This is a genomic window from Silvania confinis, from assembly GCF_025564085.1.
Lineage (GTDB): Bacteria > Pseudomonadota > Gammaproteobacteria > Enterobacterales > Enterobacteriaceae > Enterobacter > Enterobacter confinis.
Genome location: NZ_JAMGZJ010000078.1, coordinates 230,367 through 255,400, shown reverse-complemented (window position 1 = coordinate 255,400; position 25,034 = coordinate 230,367). Strand labels below are relative to the sequence as shown.

Annotated in this window: 27 protein-coding genes; 7 read left to right on the top strand and 20 right to left on the bottom strand. The window is 53.2% G+C overall.

Annotated elements, in window-relative coordinates; all coding sequences use genetic code 11:
- Position 1: 1 nt before the first annotated feature.
- The 5 genes from M8013_RS18960 to M8013_RS18940 form a co-directional block, all read right to left on the bottom strand.
- Positions 2–205 carry a tail protein X gene (locus M8013_RS18960; RefSeq protein ID WP_271269331.1) on the bottom strand — a complete coding sequence of 68 codons (204 nt, stop codon included), beginning with the start codon at positions 203–205 and terminating at the stop codon, positions 2–4.
- Entirely contained in the window at positions 205–669 is a 465-nt protein-coding gene (locus M8013_RS18955; RefSeq protein ID WP_271269330.1) for a head completion/stabilization protein, read from the bottom strand. The genes M8013_RS18960 and M8013_RS18955 overlap by 1 nt, the downstream gene beginning before the upstream one ends.
- 94 nt (positions 670–763) lie before the next feature.
- A complete protein-coding gene (locus tag M8013_RS18950) occupies positions 764–1,411 on the bottom strand; it encodes a phage terminase small subunit (RefSeq protein WP_271269329.1) in 648 nt (215 codons plus the stop codon).
- A gap of 3 nt (positions 1,412–1,414) precedes the next feature.
- The gene (locus tag M8013_RS18945) at positions 1,415–2,479 is read right to left on the bottom strand and encodes a phage major capsid protein, P2 family (protein ID WP_271269328.1); all 1,065 of its coding nucleotides are present in this window, start codon (positions 2,477–2,479) and stop codon (positions 1,415–1,417) included.
- A gap of 15 nt (positions 2,480–2,494) precedes the next feature.
- A complete protein-coding gene (locus M8013_RS18940; protein ID WP_271269327.1) occupies positions 2,495–3,328 on the bottom strand; it encodes a GPO family capsid scaffolding protein in 834 nt (277 codons plus the stop codon).
- A 139-nt stretch (positions 3,329–3,467) separates the two neighbouring features.
- Here M8013_RS18940 and M8013_RS18935 point away from each other — a divergent pair, with 139 nt between their 5' ends.
- Together M8013_RS18935 and M8013_RS18930 are read left to right on the top strand one after the other, a co-directional pair.
- Entirely contained in the window at positions 3,468–5,234 is a 1,767-nt protein-coding gene (locus M8013_RS18935) for a terminase ATPase subunit family protein (protein WP_271269326.1), read from the top strand.
- Entirely contained in the window at positions 5,234–6,274 is a 1,041-nt protein-coding gene (locus M8013_RS18930; RefSeq protein ID WP_271269325.1) for a phage portal protein, read from the top strand. The genes M8013_RS18935 and M8013_RS18930 overlap by 1 nt, the downstream gene beginning before the upstream one ends.
- A 48-nt stretch (positions 6,275–6,322) precedes the next feature.
- Here the strand turns inward: M8013_RS18930 and M8013_RS18925 are convergent, their stop codons facing one another.
- The 9 genes from M8013_RS18925 to M8013_RS18880 all read right to left on the bottom strand — a co-directional run bounded on the left by M8013_RS18925 (position 6,323) and on the right by M8013_RS18880 (position 14,500).
- Positions 6,323–8,515, bottom strand: a complete 2,193-nt coding sequence (locus tag M8013_RS18925; protein ID WP_271269324.1) for a S8 family peptidase — start codon at positions 8,513–8,515, stop codon at positions 6,323–6,325.
- The gene (locus tag M8013_RS18920) at positions 8,508–9,590 is read right to left on the bottom strand and encodes an AAA family ATPase (RefSeq protein WP_271269323.1); all 1,083 of its coding nucleotides are present in this window, start codon (positions 9,588–9,590) and stop codon (positions 8,508–8,510) included. Before M8013_RS18920 ends, M8013_RS18925 begins: the two co-directional genes overlap by 8 nt.
- A gap of 685 nt (positions 9,591–10,275) precedes the next feature.
- Positions 10,276–12,657 (bottom strand): replication endonuclease, encoded by a 2,382-nt coding sequence (locus M8013_RS18910; RefSeq protein ID WP_271269322.1) that lies wholly within the window; start codon positions 12,655–12,657, stop codon positions 10,276–10,278.
- Positions 12,658–12,676: 19 nt separating this feature from the next.
- Positions 12,677–12,904 (bottom strand): TraR/DksA family transcriptional regulator, encoded by a 228-nt coding sequence (locus M8013_RS18905; RefSeq protein WP_271269321.1) that lies wholly within the window; start codon positions 12,902–12,904, stop codon positions 12,677–12,679.
- Positions 12,904–13,140, bottom strand: coding sequence for a DUF2732 family protein (locus M8013_RS18900; RefSeq protein WP_271269320.1), 237 nt, complete (start codon positions 13,138–13,140; stop codon positions 12,904–12,906). Before M8013_RS18900 ends, M8013_RS18905 begins: the two co-directional genes overlap by 1 nt.
- 67 nt (positions 13,141–13,207) lie before the next feature.
- The gene (locus M8013_RS18895; protein WP_007848792.1) at positions 13,208–13,549 is read right to left on the bottom strand and encodes a DUF5347 domain-containing protein; all 342 of its coding nucleotides are present in this window, start codon (positions 13,547–13,549) and stop codon (positions 13,208–13,210) included.
- Positions 13,513–13,713 (bottom strand): phage filamentation protein Fil family protein, encoded by a 201-nt coding sequence (locus M8013_RS18890; protein ID WP_271269319.1) that lies wholly within the window; start codon positions 13,711–13,713, stop codon positions 13,513–13,515. Before M8013_RS18890 ends, M8013_RS18895 begins: the two co-directional genes overlap by 37 nt.
- Positions 13,714–13,720: 7 nt before the next feature.
- Complete coding sequence (locus M8013_RS18885) at positions 13,721–14,230, bottom strand: phage regulatory CII family protein (protein WP_271269318.1); 510 nt, start codon at positions 14,228–14,230, stop codon at positions 13,721–13,723.
- 66 nt (positions 14,231–14,296) lie between these two features.
- Entirely contained in the window at positions 14,297–14,500 is a 204-nt protein-coding gene (locus tag M8013_RS18880) for a regulator (RefSeq protein ID WP_135719108.1), read from the bottom strand.
- Positions 14,501–14,646: 146 nt separating this feature from the next.
- On the opposite strand from M8013_RS18880, the gene M8013_RS18875 reads away from it, so the two are divergent.
- The 5 genes from M8013_RS18875 (at position 14,647) to M8013_RS18850 (ending at position 18,723) form a co-directional block, all read left to right on the top strand.
- Positions 14,647–15,210, top strand: a complete 564-nt coding sequence (locus M8013_RS18875; RefSeq protein WP_271269317.1) for a phage repressor protein CI — start codon at positions 14,647–14,649, stop codon at positions 15,208–15,210.
- Positions 15,211–15,212: 2 nt separating this feature from the next.
- Positions 15,213–16,265 carry a hypothetical protein gene (locus M8013_RS18870; protein WP_271269316.1) on the top strand — a complete coding sequence of 351 codons (1,053 nt, stop codon included), beginning with the start codon at positions 15,213–15,215 and terminating at the stop codon, positions 16,263–16,265.
- A 1-nt stretch (position 16,266) separates the two neighbouring features.
- The gene (locus M8013_RS18865; RefSeq protein WP_271269315.1) at positions 16,267–16,872 is read left to right on the top strand and encodes a hypothetical protein; all 606 of its coding nucleotides are present in this window, start codon (positions 16,267–16,269) and stop codon (positions 16,870–16,872) included.
- Positions 16,873–16,963: 91 nt separating this feature from the next.
- The gene (locus M8013_RS23550; RefSeq protein WP_336264385.1) at positions 16,964–18,016 is read left to right on the top strand and encodes a phage integrase; all 1,053 of its coding nucleotides are present in this window, start codon (positions 16,964–16,966) and stop codon (positions 18,014–18,016) included.
- A 182-nt stretch (positions 18,017–18,198) separates the two neighbouring features.
- On the top strand, positions 18,199–18,723 hold the full coding sequence (locus M8013_RS18850) for a sterol desaturase family protein (RefSeq protein ID WP_271269314.1): 525 nt from the start codon (positions 18,199–18,201) through the stop codon (positions 18,721–18,723).
- On the opposite strand, the gene crtB is transcribed toward M8013_RS18850, so the two are convergent.
- From crtB to M8013_RS18820, 6 genes are all read right to left on the bottom strand, one after another.
- Positions 18,662–19,588, bottom strand: coding sequence for a 15-cis-phytoene synthase CrtB (gene crtB / locus M8013_RS18845; RefSeq protein ID WP_271269313.1), 927 nt, complete (start codon positions 19,586–19,588; stop codon positions 18,662–18,664). The genes M8013_RS18850 and crtB overlap by 62 nt on opposite strands.
- On the bottom strand, positions 19,585–21,063 hold the full coding sequence (locus tag M8013_RS18840) for a phytoene desaturase (protein ID WP_271269312.1): 1,479 nt from the start codon (positions 21,061–21,063) through the stop codon (positions 19,585–19,587). Before M8013_RS18840 ends, crtB begins: the two co-directional genes overlap by 4 nt.
- Positions 21,056–22,231, bottom strand: coding sequence for a lycopene beta-cyclase CrtY (gene crtY / locus M8013_RS18835; protein ID WP_271269311.1), 1,176 nt, complete (start codon positions 22,229–22,231; stop codon positions 21,056–21,058). Before crtY ends, M8013_RS18840 begins: the two co-directional genes overlap by 8 nt.
- The gene (fni, locus tag M8013_RS18830) at positions 22,231–23,259 is read right to left on the bottom strand and encodes a type 2 isopentenyl-diphosphate Delta-isomerase (RefSeq protein WP_271269310.1); all 1,029 of its coding nucleotides are present in this window, start codon (positions 23,257–23,259) and stop codon (positions 22,231–22,233) included. Before fni ends, crtY begins: the two co-directional genes overlap by 1 nt.
- Complete coding sequence (locus M8013_RS18825; RefSeq protein WP_271269309.1) at positions 23,256–24,176, bottom strand: polyprenyl synthetase family protein; 921 nt, start codon at positions 24,174–24,176, stop codon at positions 23,256–23,258. The genes fni and M8013_RS18825 overlap by 4 nt, the downstream gene beginning before the upstream one ends.
- Before the next feature lie 238 nt (positions 24,177–24,414).
- The gene (locus tag M8013_RS18820) at positions 24,415–24,960 is read right to left on the bottom strand and encodes a TetR/AcrR family transcriptional regulator (protein WP_271269308.1); all 546 of its coding nucleotides are present in this window, start codon (positions 24,958–24,960) and stop codon (positions 24,415–24,417) included.
- Between the last annotated feature and the right edge of the window lie 74 nt (positions 24,961–25,034).

Genomic DNA, 25,034 nt, shown 5'->3' with positions numbered 1-25,034 from the left:
TTCAGTCCCATAGCTGGACGGTCTGCACGGTGGTCGCTGTCGTAATATCCGGCAGCTCCACCTGCAGCCCGTGCGGTAAAAAGGGGCCGTGTTCAGCCAGCCCCGGATTGGCACGTAATACCTGCTCCGTGACACCCTGCGTGCGCCCGTAGTGACGCCAGCACAGCGCGTCCACCGTGTCATACTGGTGCGCACGCACTTTCATCAGATAAGCTCCACCGTGCAGTGCGGCGCATCCTGCACCCGGCTGATGGCCCAGCGCGCATCGCGCCACAGGTCACCGCTTGCTTCCGCCAGCTCCTCCCCGCGTTTCACGCCGGACGCCGTGGCGTCATAGTCCTGATAACGCTCATTGAGCACGGCGCGCGCCCAGCAATAGACAGCGTTGTGGTAATGCCGGATACGCTCGCTTTTGCCGTCGAGCACATCCGCTGGCACCTCTGCCAGCGCCTGATAACCCAGCATTCGCTGGCGGTTACGGAAGTCGAACAGCTCTGCGTTCACCTCTGAAATGGCGGTCAGCAGCACCTGCTTTAAGCGCGGCTGCGTCACCGTGCCGTCAGTACGCATCACACTGCGAAATTCCGACAGGTCCACATCCGGCCAGAACGGCGTGTTTTTTATGACCTCCGCCTGTTCCGGTGCCGGTTCGGGCGCAACAAACTTCATGCGGTGTTCTCCTGAATAAGTGGGCGGTGGACGGGATTTTGATAAGGCAGCGCCTGTCGCCATCCCGTGCCGCCCGTGCGCGGGGCACGTTCCGTCAGCGGTCGTTGCGCAGTCTGCGCTCCAGCCGCTCTTTGTCTTTCTTCACACCGCAGCGGGCGTCCAGCTGGAGCGCATGAGTGAGGTGATTCAGGGCTGAGGCTGGATGGTTCTCGCTCAGCACTGCGCCGATGGCTTTGTGCAGACGCGCCCGTGACTGGTCCGGCATATCCTGCCCGGTGGTCAGGTCCAGCGTCTGCAGCAGTGGATCGGCATCGAAAGGAGCAGCGGCAAGCATCGCGCTTTGTGCCGCGTCGGCCATTTCCTCGGCCAGAACGGTCTGCACGTTGCGGTTGCCGAGCGGCATCACCCAGCCATGGCGCAGGGCATGACGCCCGATTTTCAGCGCACCTGCATAATCACCGGCATCAATACGCCACAGCATCACGTACATCAGCACGTCATCCTGCTGCGCGCCGCCAGCGGCCAGCACGCCATCCGCCCAGGCGGTGTATCGCGGTAATAATTCCACCTTGATTTGCGCCTTTTTCACCGTGGACTGGATGCCCTTGAGGCGGCGACGATCTTCTGCCAGCTGGAGCAGCATCAGGTCATAACCCGACGCATGGCGAACACTGCCGCCCTCGCGGGCGGCCTGCTCAGCCTGAATGCGCAGGCGGTGCTGCCGTGCGGGACTCAGGCTCATGCGTTACTCCCCTGCTTCCGGCGCAGCAGGTGCGCTGAAATCACCAATAGTGATGTTTTCCACCAGGGCGGCGCAGCGGTAGTCCTCGACCACATAGGCCTCGTTCACCGATTCGAAGTTTTCGATGCGGTCACGTTTCGGGTTATCGATAACCGAGCGGCGTCGGGTATCTTCCTGCCAGTAGATGGACAGGTTATCCAGACGGGTGATCAGCACAGCGTTCGCCGGGAAGTAAGGCGCACGCACGGCCTGCAGGCCGCCCATGCGTTTCTGGCTGATGATCAGATCGGCGGCGATTTTCTCGCTGTTCTCCTGCTCTTTGTTGACCAGCGGGAAATACTTGTCGGACAGCAGCTCGCGGCCGCAGACCACAACCAGCTCATCATCGTCCTGGAAAATCGGATCGATAAGCTCGTTGACCGCATCCATCACCAGCGCGTCCAGGTTGGCGTACAGACCGCCTTTACCTACTTTCACCGGTTCGATGGTCACGGTGCCGTCGCCTGCCGTTTTAATGCCCAGCACGTTGTCCGGTGCGTCTTCGCGAATTTTCTGCAGCCAGCCTTTGTTCACGTCCTGCAGCAGGACGTTCTCGGCACGATTAGACGTTTTGGCGCGCTTCACACCGTTAAAGCCGATCATGATACGGTCCAGTGCCTGGCGCTTGACGATGGCGTTGCGGATACGCACCTGGAAGTCCTGGAACTTCGCCCACAGGTCCAGCTTCGCGTAAGTCAGCACCGTGTCAAAGTTGGTCTGCTCGCATTTGTATTCCACGTCGGGCATCAGCGTCGGATCGGTTGGCTCGCGCTCTTTAGTGGTGGTGTCGGTGGTGCCGGCAATGGTGCTGCCGACGCCCAGCCCCAGCAGCTGGCCGGACTGTTCAGCCACGCCCATCACGTTAACCAGCGTCAGAAACGCGGCGGACTGCTGAATTTCATCTTCCAGCGTCTGCGACACCGTCGGCTCCACGGTGAACTTGCTGGCAAGCTCGGTCACGGCCACACCGTTCAGGCGCGCCAGCTGCTGCAGGTAGGCGTTAAAGGCAAAGCGGGTTTTCTGTTTCATTGGTGTTTTTGCTCCTCAGCAATTGGTCACGGTGCCTGCCGGGGCGTCACCGCCCGGCGCGCGCTGGCGGTAGTCCCGGCGGCTGTCTTCGCGGTTCAGCTTCTGTTCCAGCTCGGCAAAGGCGGCTTGCTGTTCCTGCAGGGAGGACTCCAGCACGGACAGACGTTCTCCGTTTTCGGTCAGGGTTTTAGCGGTGCGCTCGCTCAGGTTTTGCTGCTCGGTAGCGACCAGTTCCACGGCCTGATGCACGTCAGAAAATCGCGCGTCGTCGGTCTGCTCTTTTTTGGTGAACAGCGCGGAAACGCGGGCAAACAGGGAGGGTTTGTCGTCCTGCATTTCTTCCAGCTCGATAAGGGTTTCTTCGGCGGCAGAAAACAGGTTGTCCGGTTTCTGCTTGCGGTTCGCCAGCGGGTTGTGGGCTGCACTGGCGCTGAACGCCAGCATTTCCGTGCCGAGGCTCGCCGGATCGTCCGTCGCGGCAAGCCCGACAAGATAGGCTTTGCCGGTGTCGGCAAATTTCGGGCTGACCTCCATGGAGGTGAACAGCTTCTGGCCTTTTTTGACCAGTTCCACCAGGGAGCTGGTCGGCTCCACGTCAGCGTACAACGCCATTTTGCCTGCCAGCGGACCGTCCTTGATTTCTCCGGCAACCAGCGCTGTCACCTGGCCGTAACGGTTAAAAGCGCTGTCCGGGGAATAAGATTTGATGTGCTCAAGGTTAATGAGCGCGGTGTAGACCGTCGGGTTGTAGCTCGCCGCCATCTGTTCCAGCCATTCACGCTGGATTTCGCGTCCGTCGGTGGTGGCACCTTCCACCCCGATGCGGAAACGCTTTGCTTTCACTGTCATGAGCCGTGCTCCGTTAGAAAACTGTCTGGAGCCTTATGGTTGCGGGATGGGAGGAGTGAGACAACGCGCGGCGCTTGTGCCTTTCGCCATACAAAACGAAGCCGAAGAAAGAGGTCATTCAAGCCCGTAGGCTTGTGTCATGGATATGACACTGACCCCCGCAGATCTCGATCCCCGTCGGCAGGCTATGCTGCTGTACTTTCAGGGATACCGCGTAGCCCGCATTGCTGAAATGCTGGGCGAGAAAGTTGCAACCGTTCACAGCTGGAAGAAACGCGACAAATGGGGCGAGTACGGGCCGCTGGATCAGATGCAGCTCACCACCGCCGCGCGCTACTGCCAGCTCATCATGAAGGAGCAGAAAGAAGGGAAAGACTTCAAGGAGATTGACCTGCTGGCGCGCCAGTCCGAGCGACACGCCCGCATCGGCAAATTCAACGATGGCGGCAACGAAGCCGACCTCAACCCTAACGTGGCGAACCGCAACAAAGGCCCGCGCAAACCACCGGAAAAGAACCTGTTTACCGACGAGCAGATCGAAAAACTGCATGAGGTTTTCCACGACTCGATGTTTGCCTACCAACGCCACTGGTGGGAGGCCGGCAACCGCCACCGTATTCGCAATCTGCTTAAGTCGCGCCAGATTGGGGCGACCTACTTCTTTGCCCGTGAGGCGCTGATTGACGCCATCACCACCGGGCGCAACCAGATTTTCCTTTCCGCCAGCAAAGCGCAGGCGCACGTCTTTAAGCAATACATCATCGACTTTGCCAAAGAGGTCGACGTGGAGCTGAAAGGCGACCCGATGACGCTCAGCAACGGTGCGTGTCTTTACTTCCTCGGCACTAACGCCCGCACCGCGCAGAGCTACCACGGCAACCTTTACCTGGATGAATATTTCTGGATCCCGAAATTCCAGGAGCTGCGCAAAGTCGCTTCCGGGATGGCCATTCACAAAAAATGGCGACAGACTTACTTCTCAACGCCGTCCAGCCTGACCCACAGCGCCTATCCGTTCTGGTCCGGTGCCCTGTTCAACCGGGGCCGCGCCAAAACGGACAAGGTGGATATTGACCTGACCCACGGCAGTCTCGCCCCTGGTCTGCTCTGCCCGGACGGACAATATCGCCAGATTGTCACCGTGGAAGATGCGGTGCGCGGCGGCTGTAATTTGTTCGACATCGACCAGCTGCGCATGGAGTACAGCCCGGACGAATACCAGAACCTGCTGATGTGCGAGTTTATCGACGATCTGGCGTCCGTGTTTCCGCTCAGCGAGCTGCAGGCGTGCATGGTGGACAGCTGGGAGGTCTGGTCCGATTTTCACGCGCTGGCGCTGCGTCCGTTTGGCTGGCGCGAAGTGTGGATTGGTTACGATCCGGCGAAAGGTACGCAGAACGGTGACAGCGCAGGCTGCGTGGTCATGGCTCCGCCGACGGTGCCGGGCGGTAAATTCCGCATTCTGGAGCGCCATCAGTGGCGCGGGATGGACTTCCGCGCCCAGGCGGACGCCATCAAGAAGCTGACGCAGCAGTACAACGTGACCTATATCGGCATCGATTCCACCGGCGTCGGACACGGCGTGTATGAGAACGTGAAGGCGTTCTTCCCGGCCGTGCGTGAGTTCGTCTACAACCCTAACGTCAAAAACGCCTTGGTGCTCAAGGCGTACGACATTATCAGCCACCGCCGTCTGGAGTTTGACGCCGGACACACCGACATCGCGCAGTCATTCATGGCAATCCGCAGGGCGACCACCGCCAGCGGTAACCGCCCTACCTACGAAGCCAGCCGCAGCGAAGAAGCCAGCCATGCCGATCTGGCGTGGGCGACGATGCACGCACTGTTTAACGAACCGCTGCAGGGCGAATCCGCCAATACCAGCAATATTGTGGAGATTTTTTGATGGGCAAGAGTAAGAAAAACCGCGCTGCAGCGGCGCAAAGCGTTCAGCACAGCAGCGGCGCATCGGCAGAAGCATTCAGCTTTGGCGACCCGATCCCGGTGCTGGACCGCCGCGAGCTACTGGATTATGTGGAGTGTGTGCAGATGGACCGCTGGTATGAGCCGCCGGTCAGCTTTGACGGGCTGGCGCGCACCTATCGCGCCGCCGTGCATCACAGTTCACCGATTGCAGTGAAGCGCAACATTCTGACCAGCACCTTTATCCCGCACTCGTTGCTCAGCCAGCAGGCGTTCAGCCGGTTTGTGCAGGACTATCTGGTATTCGGAAACGCCTATCTTGAGAAGCGCACCAACCGCCTCGGCGGCATTCTGTCGCTGGAGCCTTCGCTGGCGAAATACACCCGGCGTGGCGTGGATCTGGATACCTACTGGTTTGTACAATACGGGATGACCACGCAGCCGTACGAGTTCACCAAAGGCAGCATTTTTCACCTGATGGAGCCTGACCTGAACCAGGAGATATACGGCCTGCCGGAATACCTGTCCGCCATTCCCTCCGCCCTGCTGAATGAGTCCGCCACGCTGTTTCGCCGCAAGTATTACATCAACGGCAGTCATGCAGGGTTCATCATGTATATGACCGATGCAGCGCAGAATCAGGAGGATGTGAACAACATCCGCCAAGCGATGAAAAGCGCCAAAGGGCCGGGCAACTTCCGCAACTTGTTTATGTACTCGCCCAACGGCAAAAAGGACGGTATTCAGATCATCCCTCTGTCAGAGGTGGCGGCAAAGGATGAGTTTCTGAATATCAAGAACGTGAGCCGGGACGACATGATGGCAGCGCACCGCGTACCGCCGCAGATGATGGGGATCATGCCAAGCAATGTTGGGGGGTTTGGGGATGTGGAGAAGGCCAGCCTCGTCTTTGTCCGCAACGAGCTGATGCCATTACAGAAACGGCTGCAGGGGCTGAATGACTGGATTGGGGAGGAGCTACTCCGCTTTGAGCCTTATACCTTGGACATTCAGAGCGAATGATAAAAAACAGTCGACATTAAAAAAAGAGGGGCATAAGCCCCTTTTACATTAAGCACGCAAAATAATTTGCTGCTGAACCTGGATAGGCTGCAATGTCTGATATTTTTGCCTTATCAGGTTATATAAATCAGGCATTTCCTCAGCTGATAAAGTTACAATAAGAACATAAGGCAATTCATCTAACTCATCCACATCAACAGGCATCCCGCAATCGCGACCATAATAAGCGATGTCAAAGCAAGGATTAGTTAACTCACCTTCTTTAAAGGTATGTTCGCTTCTTAGCGTCGTCTCCCATTTATGGGCATCAATGCGCTGCTCATTTTCATCAGCATAAACATTTTTCAGGTTGAAAAGAGGGAACGTTAGTCCATCACTATCCGATATGCCCTTACGCATAGTCACTTCCAATCCACTTCTGGTGTAGTTTAAAGGATGCTCAGCATCTACTGGACTTGAGAAGCAGAATGTTGCCCTCAAATTCACTCGGCCTTTCATCAGAATTTCGGGAACAGGAATAAGCGCTCGCATGTGTTGGGATGGCTTCAGTTTTCCTTGATAGATAACTTTTACCTCATCATCCCCGCAGAATATCACTTCACTCAGCTCATGAGGGAAACGACCCCAACCTACCTCGTGGCGGTTAATTTTTTTACATTCAGCGTGATGTATAAGAAGTGCCTTAGCAGTCAGAGGCGTGATGTTATATTGCAGCGATGAACTTAACGCTATAGCCTGTCGCAACACCAACGGTGCTGAAAAACTCGTTCCGGCAGTGCTAGCAAGCCCATTAAGCATTGGACTGTATACCTGAAAAGGTTCATCCTCATTCCCACCAAATGCGACCCCATCTGGTTTTACAAAACCGGGGCTTCGTCCTGGCCCAATGCAACTGTAGGAGCACCGCTCCCAGTCTTCAGATAAAGATGTCGCCGCACCGACAGACAACCCATTAACCAAGTCTGCTGGAGGCTGGATTCTGTTTAATTGAGCAGGGAGATGACCATCATTGCCTACTGCAATAGTGCAAAGCGTTTCACCAGTTGCAAGAATTTCCTCTAGCGTAGAAGTCCACACATGAACATCATCATCATCAACTGGTAATCTTGGCCCTAAACTTAAATTCACATAATCATAATGATTTTGTTCTAAAACACTTTTAATTCGAATCAAAACATCAAAGAGATCAACATCCGTATTATTAATATTCGAATCCAAAACACGGTAATGATCTATATTGCAAAAGGGCACCATCAATTTCTCGGTGTCCATACCCAGAACGCCAAACAGAACTGTGGACGTTACATCCTGACCGTGAGAAAGCAGCTTAGCACTTGTGGCAGAGTTGCCATTAAAGGTGTACTCAGTAACCCATGGGCTGAAATCATCCACACCTAGGCCACCGTCGAATATAGCTACCTTTAAATGTGGATTCACAGCCCCCTCAGTAGGCAAACTAAGATGCGAAGTTTGTGACACAGAGCGCGATATAACTGGTTCGCTTAATCTTAATTCAGGAAGTTCTCTAAGCGTTCTAAGGAAAGAAAACTCAGCCAATTTTAAAGCAACATCTTTACTTGCCTTAATTGGCATAAAGGTTAAGCCTTTAACTTTTATACTTCTTGCTGTATCAATGAAAGCACCATTTTGCAAAGCGAAGGATTCAAAAGAATCAATTACGTTTGAGGTGTTTTCTGGAGTATGAAGAGCCACCTCAATATTCATCATTTCATGATTATTGATTGATTTTACTTTATCAGACACTTCAAGCATTGAAATGCTTTCCAGCGTAATAAAGTCATCCTGCTGTCCTTTCGTTAGCGCATCTTTATTGACAGCATCAAGAAATTGCTGAAAGCTTTCCTGCTTACCGGAAACATAAATACAGGCCGTTGTATATTCATCTTTCCGGCCTTTCTTTTTGATATCCTTTCTAGGCTTAATTTTAATAGCTTTACTACCGATACTACCAAGAGAAAATCTATCCAGCAGTCCTACAGGGAAATAGCTTTTAGCTAGAAATGTTGGATGCAGTACAAATTTCGCCACAGCCTTGCCCTCAGGCATTGCTGAAAGCGGAATTTTATTGATTTCAGAAATTAACTCACTCAATTGCTCGGAAATAACAGGTTTATTTTCAGAGTAGGTATAAGGCTTATTTTTACCACCGCCACCCCGATTCAATTTTATTGAACCAGTTAGAGTTTCCCCATATCCTAACAACATATTCTTGTCATTCATTTCCTTCGTCCTCTGTCTTCACAAATTTACTGACCTGAGTTCTAGGTATGCCTAGGTCGCGTGAAATTTTCCTTTGCGCAACATTTTCAGCTAACATTGTTCTAATAACATCTTCAATAGACTCCCCTTCTAATAACTCATCAATCAACGATGAACTTAACGGAGAGTTTTCTATAATAGAATTACGCTTAGCCTGATTGATAGCTCTTTCAATTACAGCATAAGATACCTTATCCAATCTAGCCGAAATATACCCAGCCAAATTATCGCCAATATCTTTAGATATTAAATATTTTTGAATTAGATCTTTTGTTGGATAGTCAAAATCAATCACCCTATCAAATCGTCTCCATGCAGCAGGATCGAGTAATTCTGAATGGTTTGTAGCAGCAATTAGTACAGAGGTATTAGGCCACTCATCAATAGCTTGTAAAAGCACAGTAACTAATCGCTTGAGTTCTCCTACATCCGTTGCATCATCTCTTTTTTTAGCAATTGCATCAAATTCATCAAGTAACAGCACACATGGAAATGACGAAGCATAATTAAGAACCGCTTTTATGTTATTTCCGGTTTTACCTAAATAGCTGCTCATTACACTCGCAAGATCCAGTGTAAGAAGCGGCATATCAAGCTTACTAGCCAACCATTTTGCAGCTAACGTCTTTCCAACTCCCGGAGGTCCCCCCATAAGAAGAGACCTGGAAGGGTGAAGCCCCTCCTTATAAAGACGTTCTTTCATTTCCCATTCGATCACAAATCGATTTAATTGCACATCAGTTTTGCTAGGCCAAACAGGTTCTACATCAATAACCACAGGATAAGTTTCAACTAACAACTTTTGCCTACTGTCAGCATCAACTGGAGCTGCTTTAGGTATCAGAGGCTGGGCGCGCTCAACAGCGACAGCACCGCTGGTATGCAGAAGCAGGCTTTCAAGTTTGTTCGCTAACTCAGGAGATTCTTTCTTGAGTTTTTTTGCCATAACTCTCAGTCGCATGAGAAGGCTTTCTCTCTTCCCTGCAAGTGCATCACTGACTACATCAATGAGCATTTCATTCGTAACATTAATCATTCAACCACCTTTACGGCAAACGCCAACCACAATGAAAACAATCATACACCAATAATGCTAAATAGCAGCCACAACAGACCCAAAAACCGAATAATTGAACCAGTTTGACCAAAAATCGAACCACATCACAGATACCTCGAGAATGGTTTGAAAATTGCACGCAATTACCACCACCACCGCGCGCTCGTATCCCCGCCACGCCTGCCCGCTTTGTGTAGTGGTTTTCATGCAGGTGCATGACGGGCCGAAAAGCGCGCCAGTTCTGGCGGCTCCAGCCCGTAGAGATCATATTTGGATCATGCGAATCCATGCACCATAGGCATGCACAGCATCGTCGTGCAGCGGATTGCCGTACGGGAGGGAGCTTCCCACGGTGCAAAATCACTAATGCGTACTTTCATCTTGCCTCACTCCATACTCATTCAGCCTGGTAACCAGATCGCTCGTCAGCTCCGAAAGCCACGAAATCGCAACCTCCTTGTCGTCATCGCTACAATCTGAGCTGGCGACCAGCCGGGCCATAAGTTCTATCCGCTGCAATGCAAGTGACTCCATGAACAAATCGTTCACAACTCCCTCCCCTTGTTACTGTTTATATATACAGTACAACATATGTATTTAAAGCTGAAATGGTTTTTTACTCAGCTAACCCTTTGATTAATAGATAGCCTCAATCCTGTCTTTCTCAGTACCACTGACGCCATTTGTCATCTTCCTGTAGACGTTGATTCCGATAGAAAAGACGCAGCCCCGCCCCGGAGGGAATACTTCCGCCACGCAGGAGCAGATCCACTTCCGTTTCGCTGGCGTCAAACCCTCGCGACCTCAGCTCCGCTTCGAGCTGCAGCCGTTGGTATTCTGTAATTTCCTGTTTGTACCCTTTCCGCCGCTTCGGTTTGACCAGTCTCAGCCTGGCCGTTAGCTCGCGCAGTTCCTTTTTGCTCATGTTCTCGAAGTCTGGCAGCGCTGCAGGTTCTTCGCTGCCCGGTATTTCGCCCCCTGTTTGGTACATTTTTTCAACAGGGGGACAGTTATTGCCACGAGTCCAAGGGGCGCGAGCGCCCTGGTCGGCTGTCGCCTCCCGAAGGTCAACGGCCTTACGAACCATTTTCCACTTCATCGCGTGCGTGCAGATCGTGCCCTCAACAATCGGGGACCAGATGCCATAGATGCGGATGCCGTGATCGCCGTAGGTGCCTGGTTCGTCGTTAAGCTCGTATGCGGTTCGGATAAGGTGATTTTTACGGGGAACCAGAACGCCGCCCTGCTTCATGATGTAGGTGGCAAAACAGCCCACATCAGCGGCGGCCAACACGGCATCGAGTCGCGGATTTTCCAGAACCGGCGCGCCGGCTTTTTTGTCACCCTGCGCTCTCGCGGCCTGCCCGGCCAGCAGTCGCAGCTCGCGGTATGCCTGACGTCCTGGAATACCAAAGAAACGGAATTGTTGAACACGGTGAAGCGATGCCCAGGCGCTGACGTGCTCGGCACTGTCGCGCAGTGATTTGCCGGTTTCCTTGCTGATCTCTTTTGCCAGTCCGCGCCCGTCGATGTTCTTGCTGATGTATTTGGCGATGTAGCTGGTCGGCGTGCCTTTACGTGGATTGATGAGTTCAGACTTGAATCGCGGGCCGGTATTGTGGCCCAGCTCGGCGCGGTCTTCACGAATGGCGAATTTACGTAGCAGCGCAGTGAGGGTGCGGCGGTCTTTCTTGCGCATAAAGCACAGCAGATGCCAGTGCACTGTGCCGTCGTGATGCGGCTCGGCAACGCGCACGCCATACCAGCGCAGCCCGGCTTTGTGCATGGCTTTGCGGAATGCCGCGAATGTATCGACCAGATAGTCACTGCTCTGCCGGACCGTTTCGCTGGTCCACTTCGGATTGGGCCTGCCGTTATTGAGGGTCGCATGGAAGCGTGACGGGCAGGTGATGGTATAAAACACAGCGCAGTCGCCGCGCATTTCTGCGATCAGCTCCAGACCTTTTACGCAGGCCATCATTTCATTACGGCGGTGCGCAGGATTACTGCTGCTGGCGTTCACCACGTCTTCCATATCCAGCGTGTCACCGTCGGCATTGACCAGCTCATGCGACTGGAAAAACTCCAGCGATTTGCGGCGCTGCTCGCGTTTGTGGATCACGGCTTCATAGCTGACATATGGGGACGCTTTCCTGTTGACAAGGCAAACAGCGCGCAGCTGTTCTTCCCGCCACTCACAGCGCATCTGCCACAGCTTGCGATACCACCAGTCTGCACACAGCATACGTGCCAGCGAACCCGGAATAAGGTCATAGGGCACCGGCTTACGACGGCGTTTCTTGCGGCGCAGCTGCTCAAAGGCGGGAGGAATCACATCAAGGCGCATAGCCTCAGCGGCCACCTTTTCCCATGACTGGCGGATTTGTTCCGGCTTGACGTCATCAGTCACAAACAGATCGCTGCAGGCAGCATCGAGACACATGCTCATATGTGCCGCAACCAGCGTAGACAGACGCTTGACCTGCTCCTGGTTCATTTCAGGCAGAACCAGCAGGCCCTCAAGTCCTTCATGACTCGCCATAAAACGAAACGAGGCAGACACCTGACTTTCACGCACACACTCCAGTCGCTCAAGACAAGGCCTGATGGTTTCACGCAGATAGCGGGAATATGCTTTTTGCCTTCCTAAGCCCTGGAAGAATTTAATCCTTTCCAGTAGCGGTTTGCTGACGTGGGCGGGTTCGGCGCTGACGTTGGCCAGAATGATTAAATCGGAATTAAAGCACTGCTGCTCGCGGGCCATTTTGGCGCGACTGATGAGCTGGTCCTGTTCCATTTCACGCTGAACAGGATCACGGGATTCATTGAAGAAATAGCGTTCCCAGACCTCATCACTCAGCGCCTCGCGGCGCAGCTGTTTCTGCTCGTTGTCCGCAGCGTAAAGAGTGATCAGGTTTGAAAGCGCAGACACCGGCGCAACTTCCGCCGGGTCCAGATAGGGGTTTACTGCTTTTTTCGGGGCGTTCCATGGGAAAACCCCGGCGGCCTCTGTAGGGCCACCTTTGTCTTTTGTTAACTCAGGCATCACTGACAGGCTCCGAAGCTCACAGCACGCCTCGGGTGTAGTGCTTGCCTTTCAGTTCTGCGATTTCCTGACACGTCACGCAACACTGCACGCCCGGAATGGCTTGTCTGCGAGCCGTTGGTATTTGCGCGTCACAGTCGATGCAAAGAACGCGAGCAATGCCTGGCTTTCTGGTGCGGGCGTTATGAATATGGCGCTGCAGGTTTTCTTCGACGCGCTGCTGTACGAGATCCATGGAATCAGCCATCAGTGCCAGTCCCCGCGTGATTCAGCTTCATAACGGGCAACTTCACGGCGCAGTAATTCCGCTGCCTCCACTCCATTCATTTCCTTCTGTAGGATGTGAAGCGCCAGTGCCTCCATGCGGATGGAAAAGGCAAAGGCGCAGCTTTTACGCTCATCCAGGCGAGTCTCGTTAAACAGCTGGAATAAACCAGCATCATCCGGTCCGGTTTTGGTGGTGCGGGTTTCACTATTTCGCATAATCAATTCTCCTGAATTAGGGCAAAAGAATGCCCGGCGGGTTTACGCCATTAATTTCTGTTTTGGGTTAATTCGGCATGGTTAGCCGTTTGGGAAATAAGCTCACCACTGCACGAAAATGATTCATTGCTTTAATCAGCTCCCGCGTTTCGTCAGTGGTCAGCTCATTAATATTGACGCTGTGACGTTCTGCCGGAATTTTTGCCATGAAGAATATGGCGGCCAGTGCCCTCTCGTTTTGTTTGTGGTTAATGTCGCGGGGATCGCGCATCTCATTAATAAACCGTTCCAGCTCTCGCTCAATATTCAGACCAAACACTTTTGCTCTCAGCTCCGCGATGTGGTTCAGCCCATTCAGGCGCTGACCGGTACTCAGTGGAACAGTCGCTGCAGGACCTTCAATAGCCATGGTTTCCCCTGTTGGATAGTGGACAGGTCGGCCAACAGTGCATCCTGCGAGCGGCACGGATGCCAGCGCTTACCATCTTTCCCCATGATCCAGCCATGGCCGCAGTGCATTGCCGAGCTTTGCTTAACTAGAAGAGACGCAAATGAGGGTTCATTGTTCAGCATAAACACCTCAGCTCAGCCCAAACGAAGAACCAAGGCCCGTCACGGTATCGACGACACTGGCCATTGCAGGATTAGCCTGTAAACGAGCCTGCAGAGAAATAGCGGTAAGTGCCATTAGACGAGTAACAGAATTGACGCTTTCGACGACCTGCCGGCGGGTGGTCGCATTTAGCTGAACACCAGAAACCGCACTTGCAGCTACACGACCGATCTCGGCGGTGGCTTTCAGGACGTACTGCGGCATTTTGTCCCGTGCGACTTCATTGGTAGGTACGCATGGCAGGCAATGAATCTGCGCCAGAAATCCATCAACCAGCGTTGAATCTTCGGTGAGATCGGTTAACAGCCAAATATCGGGCGCTGTGAGCTGATGCGGTTGCTCCGGGTTGAGCTTGTTACGCAGGGTCTGAACGTTCATACCTGCACGTTCTGCCAGCTTCGCCATGTTGTGGTGTAGAGCGAAGGTGCGGCAAGCTTCATCAAAGTGTCCGTGTTTGGAAACTTTATAATCAAACATAGTTTTCATCTCCGTACTTATCGCAATATCGAACCTTAAAGATGAGTGCGATAAGCAAAAAATTTCTTAAGCCGATAGTGCATCCACAGTCAGAGCAGCAATGTTAATCATGACTTTTTCGCGCTTTTTATCTTTACGGAGACGATGGCGCGGAAGGCGACCATCAGCCAACATGTCATTGATCGTATCGACTGGCAGGCCTGTAAGTTCGCTATAGCGCTCAATTGTGACGTGCGGTGTATTCAGAGTGATTGAAATGTTTGGGGTCATGGTGCAACATTCCTTCTTTAGTTCGGCTTGTGGCGAGCCGTTGTTTATCGTGATTAGTTGTGAAGGCTCCAAAAGAACACTTCGAGTTCAACTTTAAGATCGCTTTTGGAATCTGTCAATGCAATTCAGATTGTTTTGGAGGACTTTTGGATTTCAATTCCGGCGGAAAGAAAGCAATTGAACGTCTGGTTGAGGCATACGGGTTCTCAACCCGTCAAGCTCTATGTGACCATTTAGGCGTATCTAAGAGCACTATGGCTACTCGCTACATGCGAGATATATTCCCCGCTGACTGGGTTATAAGATGCTCATTGGAAACCGGTGTTTCACTCGAATGGTTAACATCAGGTAAGGGCGTGCTGAATCAAATCAGCACCACTGAACTCATCACACTAGACTCCTTTGACCTGCATGATGGAGAACTAATCAATATTCAACAGCGTTCTATTTCTCGAGAGCTTTTACCTGAGATCCTAAACCAGCCTTATATTGTTAATGACAATTACGAATCTTATATTATAAGTAAAGAGTATAATCTCGTTGATGGACTATGGTTAATATCGATTGATGGTCAATTTAGTTTAAGAAGTGTTTACAAACTACCAAACAATCGCATCCGAGTTGAAAATGAAAAATATAGTTTTGAGTGTGGTGCAGCTGATATAGAAATTAATAACCACATTAAAGGCATAATAAAAAGAAGGGTTTAAGCATGAGTTTCACAAAAACAATTGAATTTGCTAACTACACATTGAATTTTGGTACAGATAAAGTACTATTGGATGCTTTTGAAAGCATAGTTTTACCTTCATTCTCAGATGAAAAATACATTAGGAAATTTAAAGATACAGAGTATTTCTTTACAGAAACACGCTTAATCTCTTTAGACACTATTGATGCTCAGTTTGAAGGCCCATTGCCTTTTCCTACAATTGCCATTTGCGGAAGAATAATAAAAAAAACCACATTAAAACGTGATCAAATATTCCGAGATGGTGTGATAATTCAAGATCACCAAACACTTGAAAGCCATCCCAGCTCAATATTCATCCTAATTCTTAATGACCATAGATTAATGCTATGCAAAGAAGTTGCTGGCGCACCAACTCTTGAAGAGTTTGAAAATACGAGTAAACACTGTTTAGCAAAACGCTACAACTCTTTCGTTGACTATGAGATTCTTAAAAATAAAAGAACCAGAAAGAAAAAACCTCATGTTAAAAGAATTTACAAGAAAGATATTTATGAAAAACTTGGGGTACCAAAACTACGTGTAACACCATTGACTGATCCTAGAACTTTAAATAACTTCGTGGAACTCTTTTCAGTCGTAAATAGATTATCCATAGAACTTCTTCCTACAAATAGTGAAAATATATCTCTTGATGATTTTTGGCGTAAAATTGAAAGAGAAAAAGAGGACCTGAACAGTAATAAGGCTCAATTGGTATATACAAACAGAACAGAAGATGGATTAAACTCAAGTGCAGTTGTCGAAAAAACAACAAGCGCAACACAAATGGCAAATTCAAAAGTTGTTATCTCAGGGAAAGATGAAAATGGTGCTACACTCTCTGGGAATAATGAGAGCTTTACTCTCAAAACACCTAAACCTGATTTAGATTCAGATTTAGAAAAAGCGTCTAGAGAGGCGTATATCTCATTTAATGAATTAAAGGAAGAGGGGGATATTATTGTGCCTAATCGTCCAGATCGTGCTAATATTATATCAAAGATAACATCTATCATTAATAGGTGGCTCTAGCATGAAATATACATTTGACCCAAATGAGTTAGTTAAAGAGACATCTTTGTTTGATGTATATAGACTAACAAGAGAAATAAAAATAAATACCTTTGATTTCTATTTTACATTAGCATTATCTTTGGCATTAATTTTCAATGCGTTCTGGCTTTCTTCATCTGTAGAGTTAATATCATCAGTAAGACAATGGGCTCCTTTAATATTTGGTTTCACCACTACAACCCTTGGCTTTCTGATAACAGGATTTACTATTTTTGCTACAATAAACAAACCCGAACTTTTCCTTGCTCTAATGGAAGTTAAGCACCCTAAATACAACCTTAGTTATTTGAAATATGTTTATGGCGTTTTCATGCGAGTTTTCATCCATTTTATCACATGGTCTATTATTTACTTAATCATTCTCATGTTTGGACAGGAAAATGGTTTAATTACAAAAATACTTAAAGCGCTAATGATCCCTCATTGTGAAAAAATAATTGGAGTTAAAATAGTGTATATAATAGTTGGCAGCAGTGCTGTTTTTCTTGTTCTCACCTTAAAAACATTTTTATTTAACATTTATACAATGTTGATGCAGTCGCTGAGATGGGAAATGCAGAAGTAAAAATATACGATGTATACAAAAAATATATCAAACATTGACCCCTGTCCAAACATACAGTTAAATTTAGCCCTCAGACATGAGGGCTTTTTTTATGGCAGTACGAAAACTCGACACAGGAAAATGGATTTGTGAATGCTACCCCGCCGGGCGCAGCGGGCGTCGTGTACGCAAGCAGTTCGCCACCAAAGGCGAAGCATTGTCCTTTGAGCGTCACACGATGGATGAGGCAGAGGCTAAGCCCTGGCTAGGTGAATCGGTAGACCGTCGGACTCTGAAAGACGTGGTTGAACTCTGGTTCAAACTGCACGGCAAATCTCTTACCGCTGGTGAACATGTTTACGACAAGCTGGTCCTGATGGTCGATGCACTCGGAAACCCTCTTGCTACTGATCTCAGCTCGAAATTGTTCGCGCATTACCGTGACAAACGCCTAACGGGTGAAATCTATTTCAGTGAGAAGTGGAAGAAAGGTGCCAGCCCGGTAACAATCAACCTTGAACAAAGCTATCTGAGCGGTGTTTTTAGCGAGCTGGCCCGACTCGGAGAATGGACAGCACCGAACCCACTGGAGAACATGCGCAAGTTCACCATCGCAGAAAAGGAGATGGCCTGGCTAACGCATGAACAAATTACTGAGCTTTTGTACGACTGCAATCACCAAAACCCCCTGCTCGCTCTGGTTGTTAAAATATGCTTAAGCACAGGGGCACGCTGGCGTGAAGCTGTGAATCTGACCCGTTCTCAGGTCACAAAATACCGAATCACATTCGTCAGGACCAAAGGCAAAAAGAACCGAAGCATTCCGATTAGCAAAGAGCTTTACGAGGAAATCATTGCCCTGGACGGCTTCAAGTTCTTTACGGATTGCTACTTCCAGTTCTTGTCAGTGATGGACAAAACCTCCATTGTGCTTCCGCGCGGCCAGCTTACCCACGTTCTGCGCCACACATTTGCAGCGCATTTTATGATGTCGGGCGGAAACATTCTTGCCCTACAAAAAATTCTCGGTCACCACGACATCAAAATGACCATGCGCTATGCTCACCTGGCTCCTGATCACCTTGAAACTGCCCTGCGCTTCAACCCGTTAGCGACCCTGCCAAGTGGCGACAAAGTGGCGGCAGCGGTTGGCATTGCCCCGTAATCGCCACTCCTTACCACTAACCTAACTTATTGATTATCTTGCAAGTCATTGTTTTCACTAACCCGTTTACATAAATGGGTTTTTTGTTTTCTGCTGTTCAGCATTAAATCCCCCACTCCATCCCTCCCCCCCCAATTACCTGTTACGCTTAATACCTGAAACCACCCACCCAAAGGCCCCCCATGCTCGCCCTATACAACACCGTAATCGTGCTTTTAACCGTTGCCGCCATGGAGTTAGTCGCCGCCCTTGCGCACAAGTACGTCATGCACGGCTGGGGTTGGGGATGGCATGAGTCCCACCACGAGCCGCGCACGAGCTGGTTTGAGGTGAACGACCTGTACGCGATGGTGTTTGCCGTACTGGCGATTGCGCTGATTGCGCTGGGGACGTGGGGCATCTGGCCGCTACAGTGGATTGGGGCCGGGATGACGCTGTACGGCGCGCTCTATTTTATGGTCCATGATGGGCTGGTGCACCAGCGCTGGCCGTTTCGCTACATCCCGCGCCGGGGATATCTCAAGCGGCTGTATCTGGCGCACCGACTGCACCACGCGGTGCGGGGCAAAGAGGACTGCGTCTCCTTTGGGTTCCTCTATGCGCCGTCGATCGAAAAATTGCAGGCCACGTTGCGCCAGCGCAAGGCTAGCGCGGTCGCTGCCAGAGCTCAGGCGGGCGCGGAGACTGTGTCGCAAAACGAGAAGTAAGCGCCAGCCTGGCCCCTTTTAACAGCAATCCCGCCTTCTCAACACCGCTGGTTCCCTGCCGTTTATCCCAGGCGCGAGGACCTGCTGCGCTCACCTTCACGCCAATCTCGCGATACACCCCGTGCGCCGAAGCTATCGCCCAGGCAGATCGCAGCGGCAGTCCGGCCAGACCTTGTCGGGCCGAGGCATAGTAAGGCTCAGCTTCTGCCACCAGCCGCCGGGCAAGTCCCGCGAGCGGCTCGCGCATCGTGGGTTCGGCCAGTGCCTGCGGGTTGATGTTGGCCTCGGCCAGCCATTGCGCGGGCAGATAACAGCGGCCAACCCGGGCGTCCTCGACGATATCCCTGGCGATATTGGTCAGCTGAAACGCCAGACCCAAATCACAGGCGCGGTCGAGCACCGCTTCATCGCGCACGCCCATCACTCTGGCCATCATCAACCCCACCACTCCCGCCACGCGATAGCAATATTGCAGGGTGTCATCAAAGGTGTGGTATCGCGTTTCGCGCACGTCCATGGCAAAGCCATCAAGATGATCGTAAGCCAACTGGAGCGGGATGCTGTGGCCCAGCGCCACCTCCTGAAAGGCGGCAAAGGCGGGCTCGCGCATCTCGGCCCCCTCCCACGCGCGCTGGGTCTGAATTTTAAGCATATCCAGGCGCAGCTCGGCCTGAACGCTGTCCACCGGGGCGGCATTAAACCCCAACTGCTGGCCATCGATAACGTCGTCGCAGTAGCGGCACCAGGCGTAGAGCATCAGCACGCTGCGTCGCGTCGCCGGGTCAAAGAGCTTCGCAGCGGTGGCAAAGCTTTTCGACCCTACGGTTATGGTGTCGGTCGCGTGATCCATCAGGGTGGTGTTCATCGGGAAAGTGCCTCCAGCATTAATCCTGCGGTCGCTTTGGCCGAACCGATCACGCCGGGAATACCGGCTCCCGGATGGGTTCCGGCCCCGACGAGGTAAAGATTGGGGATCCGACTGTCGCGATTGTGCGGTCGGAACCAGGCGCTCTGGCGCAGGATCGGTTCGATCGAAAAAGCAGAGCCCAGATGGGCCCCCAGCTGGTCGCGAAAATCAAAAGGCGTGAACATGCGATGGGTCACCAGCTGGCTGCGCAGCCCCGGCATGTAATGGGCTTCAAGATAAGCAAAAATTCGGTCGCGCAGGCGCGGCCCTTCTGTGTTCCAGTCGAGATCCGCCGTGCCTAAGTGTGGCACCGGCGCTAATACGTAATAGCTGCCGCAGCCCGGCGGAGCCAGGGACGGATCGGTGACGCAGGGGGCATGCAGGTAGAGCGAAAAATCCTCCGCCAGCGCATTCTTATGAAAAATATCGTCGATCAGTTCTTTATAACGCGGCCCGAAACAGACCGTGTGGTGCGCAAGGTCATGCTGCTTATTAAGACCAAAATAGAGCACAAACAATGAATTGCTCATGCGCTTGCGCTTGAGCGACGCCGCGCGCGACGCCCCCACCGGATGATGCCCCAGCAGCTTTTCATAGGTATGCACCACGTCGGCGTTTGAGGCGACCGCCGCGGTCGGGATGGTCTGGCCGTCGTTTAACTCCACGGCGCTGATGCGCTCGCCCTCGGCCACCAGCCGGGTCACTTGTGCATTCAGCTGCAGCTCGCCGCCCAGATCCTGATAGAGCTTAACCAGTCCCTGCACCAGCGCCCCGGTGCCGCCGCGGGCAAACCAGACCCCCCACTCACGCTCAAGGGCGTGGATCAGGGTATAAATCGACGAGGTGGCAAACGGATTGCCGCCCACCAGCAGGGAATGAAAAGAGAACGCCTGGCGCAGCTGTTCGTTCTCGATAAAGCGCGAGACCATACTGTAGACGCTGCGCCAGGCCTGCAGGCGGGTAAGCTGCGGCCCGGCGCGGAGCATATCGCGAAAAGAGAGGAACGGCACCGTGCCGAGCTTGAGATACCCCTCTTTAAACACCTTCCGCGAGTAGGCGTGAAACTTACGGTAGCCTTCCACGTCGCGCGGATTAAAGCGGCCGATCTGCTCTTCGAGCCGCGCCTGAACATTATCGTAATCAAAGACTTCGCCCGTCTCCCAGCACAAGCGATAAAACGGGGTCACCGGCAGCAGTTCGACGTAATCCTTCATCCGCTTTCCCGCCAGGGTAAATAACTCTTCGATGGCGCTGGGATCGGTGATGACCGTCGGCCCGGCGTCAAAGGTGAACCCTTGATCGTGATAAACATACGCCCGTCCGCCGGGCTTATCCCGCTGCTCCAGCAGGAGCGTGGCGATGCCCTGCGCCTGCAGTCGGATGGCCAGCGCTAATCCGCCAAAACCGGCACCAATAATCACTGTTTTATTCATGGTGAAACGCTCGCAGCCGGGGAGTGAGTTTGAGGATGGCGAGTATCGCTTCGCCGACAGGAACCGGGGGCTTACCGGCGAGGATCCGCGCTTTATCGACCAGCGTCAGCTGTCCGGCGTAAAAGCGGGCAATCAGCCCGGCGTTAAGCGTGTAAAAACGCTGCATCACCCGCCAGCGCCGATCGGGCTTTCCCGCCAGGAAGAGCATCCGGTTCAGGGTGCGGAAAAAGCGCTGGGTGTACCACTGGCGCAGAGCGTAAAGATGAATCACCGAAAAGAGTGCGGCGGCGTTGATGTCTTCGCTTGCAGCAATGGCATCGGCCAGCGCCACCGCGTGCGGCAACGAATAGCCGGTGGTGGCGTGAAACAGCCCCGCGCGCAGGCCGCTGCACGGCTGCTTATCCCGCGCATCCCAGTACGCCGGGAAATCTCCCGCCAGCATTATCGGCAGATGGCCCTGCTCTTCGCGGACCAGGCTCTCCAGGCACCAGCCCTGCTGGCGGGCATAATCCGCAATGTTGTGCCGCGCAGCGCTGAGATCCAGCCGGGCGGCGTCAAGGTAGTGCGTATCTTCGATCAGCAGTTCATTGGCAGAAAGCGGAAGCGTATAGACAAAACGATACCCGCCCTGCTGATCGACCCTGGCGTCCATCAGTATCGGCCGCGTCAGGCCGTGAGGCTGGCTCAGATTCCACTGCTGGCCGAGGAATGACTGGCTGCCGATGGTGAGATGCCTGTCCGGCGTGTAGCCCCGGCCATCGATCACCGCCCGGGCCTGCAGCTGTGTGCCGTCGACGAGCGTGACGCTTTCCGGGGTGAGCGCAGTGATCACGGCGTGGGTGTGCAGGTTGATGCCGATGGCTTCGGTCAGGACGGCGGCAAACCGCGCGGACGTGACGCTACAATACTCCCCGGCGAGCGTCCGGTTCAGGCCAGGAAAACGGACGTCGTATCCCGGCCAGCGATGCACGACCAGCGGCGCAATCCACTGCTGCTGCGCGGGGGTAATGTCGCCCTGATGAAACGACCAGGTGTGATTCCCTCCGGGCTGGCTGTCGGCTTCAAGAAGCAGGACGCGCAGTTCCGGGCGCTGCTGGCGCAAGCGTAACGCGATCAGCCCGTTGGCCAGCCCGCCGCCGGCTAAAATAATGTCCCACACTTGCGCCATTACGATTGCGCCATCAGCGTGGCCTGACGCAGCTGCGCCAGGTTGGCGCTACCGGTGCAGAAACAGGCGACGCGCAGCTGGGCGATGATCACCTGAAAGTGGTCAATGACCGCCTCGCTGGAGGTTAACGCGCTTTGCAGCACCCCGGCCGCCTGCCCCACCACGCTGGCACCTAAGCGGATCGCTTTGGCCACCTCAATACCGTCGACGATGCCGCCCGAGGCCACCAGCGGCATATCGGGCAGCGCCTGGTGCAGATCCTGTAATGCCGTCGCGGTCGGCATCCCCCAGTCGGCAAAGGCCATCGCCACCGCCCGGTCGTGCGCGTTAACAGCGCGTTCACCCTCGACCGCCGCCCAACTGGTACCGCCCGCCCCGGCGACATCCAGCATCGCCACGCCTGCCGCCGCCAGCTGGCGGGCAACCGGCACCGACAGCCCGCTGCCCACCTCTTTAATCACCACCGGGACATGCAGCGCCTCGACGGTACGTTGAATGGCATCGATCACCCCGCTCCAGTTGCGATCGCCCCCGTGCTGGAGCGCCTCCTGCAGCGGGTTGAGGTGGATAATCAGCGCATCTGCCGTCAGCGTCTCAACGGCACGTTGCGCGTAGTCGATGCCCTGTCGACCGGCGATTTGCGCCGCGCCGAGGTTGGCCATTAGCACCACGTCCGGCGCAAAAGCGCGCAGTTCGCGCGTCAGGCCATAATTCGTTTCACTCTCCAGCGCCACGCGCTGAGAGCCTACCCCCATCGCCAGCCCCAGCGCCTGAGCGGCAAGGGCCAGATGCTGGTTGATCTGGCTCGCTCGCCGGGTGCCGCCAGTCATAGAACTTATCAGCAGCGGCGCGTTAAGGGTTCGGCCAAACAGCGAGGTCGAGAGATCGATATCATCAAGATGCAGTTCGGGCAGGGCACAGTGTCCAAAGCGCCATTTTTCAAAGCCGTTAGTACACTTTTTTGCGCCGGGTGCGCTGTTCAGGACGATATCGAGATGATCGCTTTTACGTTGCGACAGGCTGCTCATTGGCACTCCGACAGGGATAACGACAGGCTCTGACTGATAAGCGTGAGCTGTTTTTCAAACCAGGCGTGAACAAAGTGCCGGGTGGTATTTCCCGGCTGACAGGCGCTAGCGATATGCTGGTCGGCGCTGCGCACATGCTCTCGCAGTTGCAGAAAAACGCTTTCCGCTCCGAGCACCGCGACCAGCGTCGATTTATCTTTATCCTGATTGGGGTCTTTGCCGGTGGCCGTGGAGCCGTCCGTCAGGTCATCAATTAGCTGGAAAGCCTGACCGAGATCGCGGGCGAAAAAGCGCAGGCGCTCGCTGACCTGAGGCGAGGCGTCGGCCGCAATGGCCGCCAGCTGGAGGGTCGCGTTGAACAGACTGCTGGTTTTCAACTCATTGGTCAGCAGTATCTCATCGGGATTCTGGCTCTGCCGGCCGCCATTCAGATCGCGAAATTGGCCCTGCACCAGCCCCATGTGGCCCACCGACGCCGAGAGTTCAGCAATAGCCCGCGCTTTTGCCTCGGCCGTCAGCGCAGGCGCGCGTGAGATGACGCAAAAAGCGTGGCTCAGCAGCGCGATCGCCGCGAGGATCGCGACGTGTTCACCATACTGACAATGCACCGTCGGACGCCCGCGTCTGAGCATCGCATTGTCCATGCAGGGCATGTCATCCAGAATCAGGGAAGCTACGTGCACCATCTCAATGGCGCAGGCCAGATCCAGCAGGCCCGTTTGCTCGGTTTTGTAGCCCATATCCGTCGCTGCCAGCAGCAGCAACAAGGGGCGCATTCGCTTGCCGGCGACCAGCGTGGCGTCACGCATGGCGGCGTAGACCAGGCCCTCTTGCTGCCCCTCGGGCAACAGTTGTTCAAGACGCCGTTCAAACGCCGACAGCAGCACTTTTACATCATCTTCATGACTTTGGGTCATAGGGACTTCCCGGTGTTAGGGTCGCGACTTCCGCAGAAGAGGTAAAAACGCTTGCCGCAGGGTGGTTTTAAAAAGCGTAGCGTATCCCTCTGCGTTTTGTTGCCTGCCGGGAGAAGAGAAACCTGAAGTGGATTTTTAATGCAGAAAAATCAGAGGATTGAAAATAGTCCGCAGCGATAAATTGCACAGAAATTTACATTTGTGGAGATTTTTTTTTGGGCAGCCCTTCCCGTGACAACTATCCCTCGCCCGCAATCCGCCCCACCATCGCCCTTAACTCCTCCCGCGTGAGCGGTTGTCGGTCGGTGACAAAATGCAGCGTCATCCCCTCGATAAAGGCATCCAGCGCCCGGGCGGTGACCGGGTCAAACCACTGCTCCAGCGTGGTCTGGCTGGTTTTCATCCAGTCCTGCATCACGGCTTTTAACGACGCGCTACGGTTCATAAAGGCGTAAAGCTGATACATCAGCTCCATGCTGCGCGGGGTGGTAACTTCAGAGCTATAAATCAGAGTGGTGATAGAATCGCAGGCCATTTCCGGGCCGCTGACGCCGGCAAAAAACTCACGATACTGAACCGACATCTGCCGGGTAAACCACGTGAAAGCCTCTTCGAGCAGCGCATCCATCCCGGTAAAATAGTAGGTCATCGATCCCAGCGGTACGCCGGCACAGCTGGCGATTTTGCGATGGGTGACGGCGTTCAGGCCGTGTTCGGCGATGGTGTCCAGCGTGGCCTGCAGGATCCTTTCCCGCCGCAGCGGATCGTTAGGTCTTCTGTTCATTTTTACCTCAGCGCATTTATGTACAAATGTACACAAACTTGCTAGTGTTGTCGCCAGTGTTTTCCTTCTGGTGC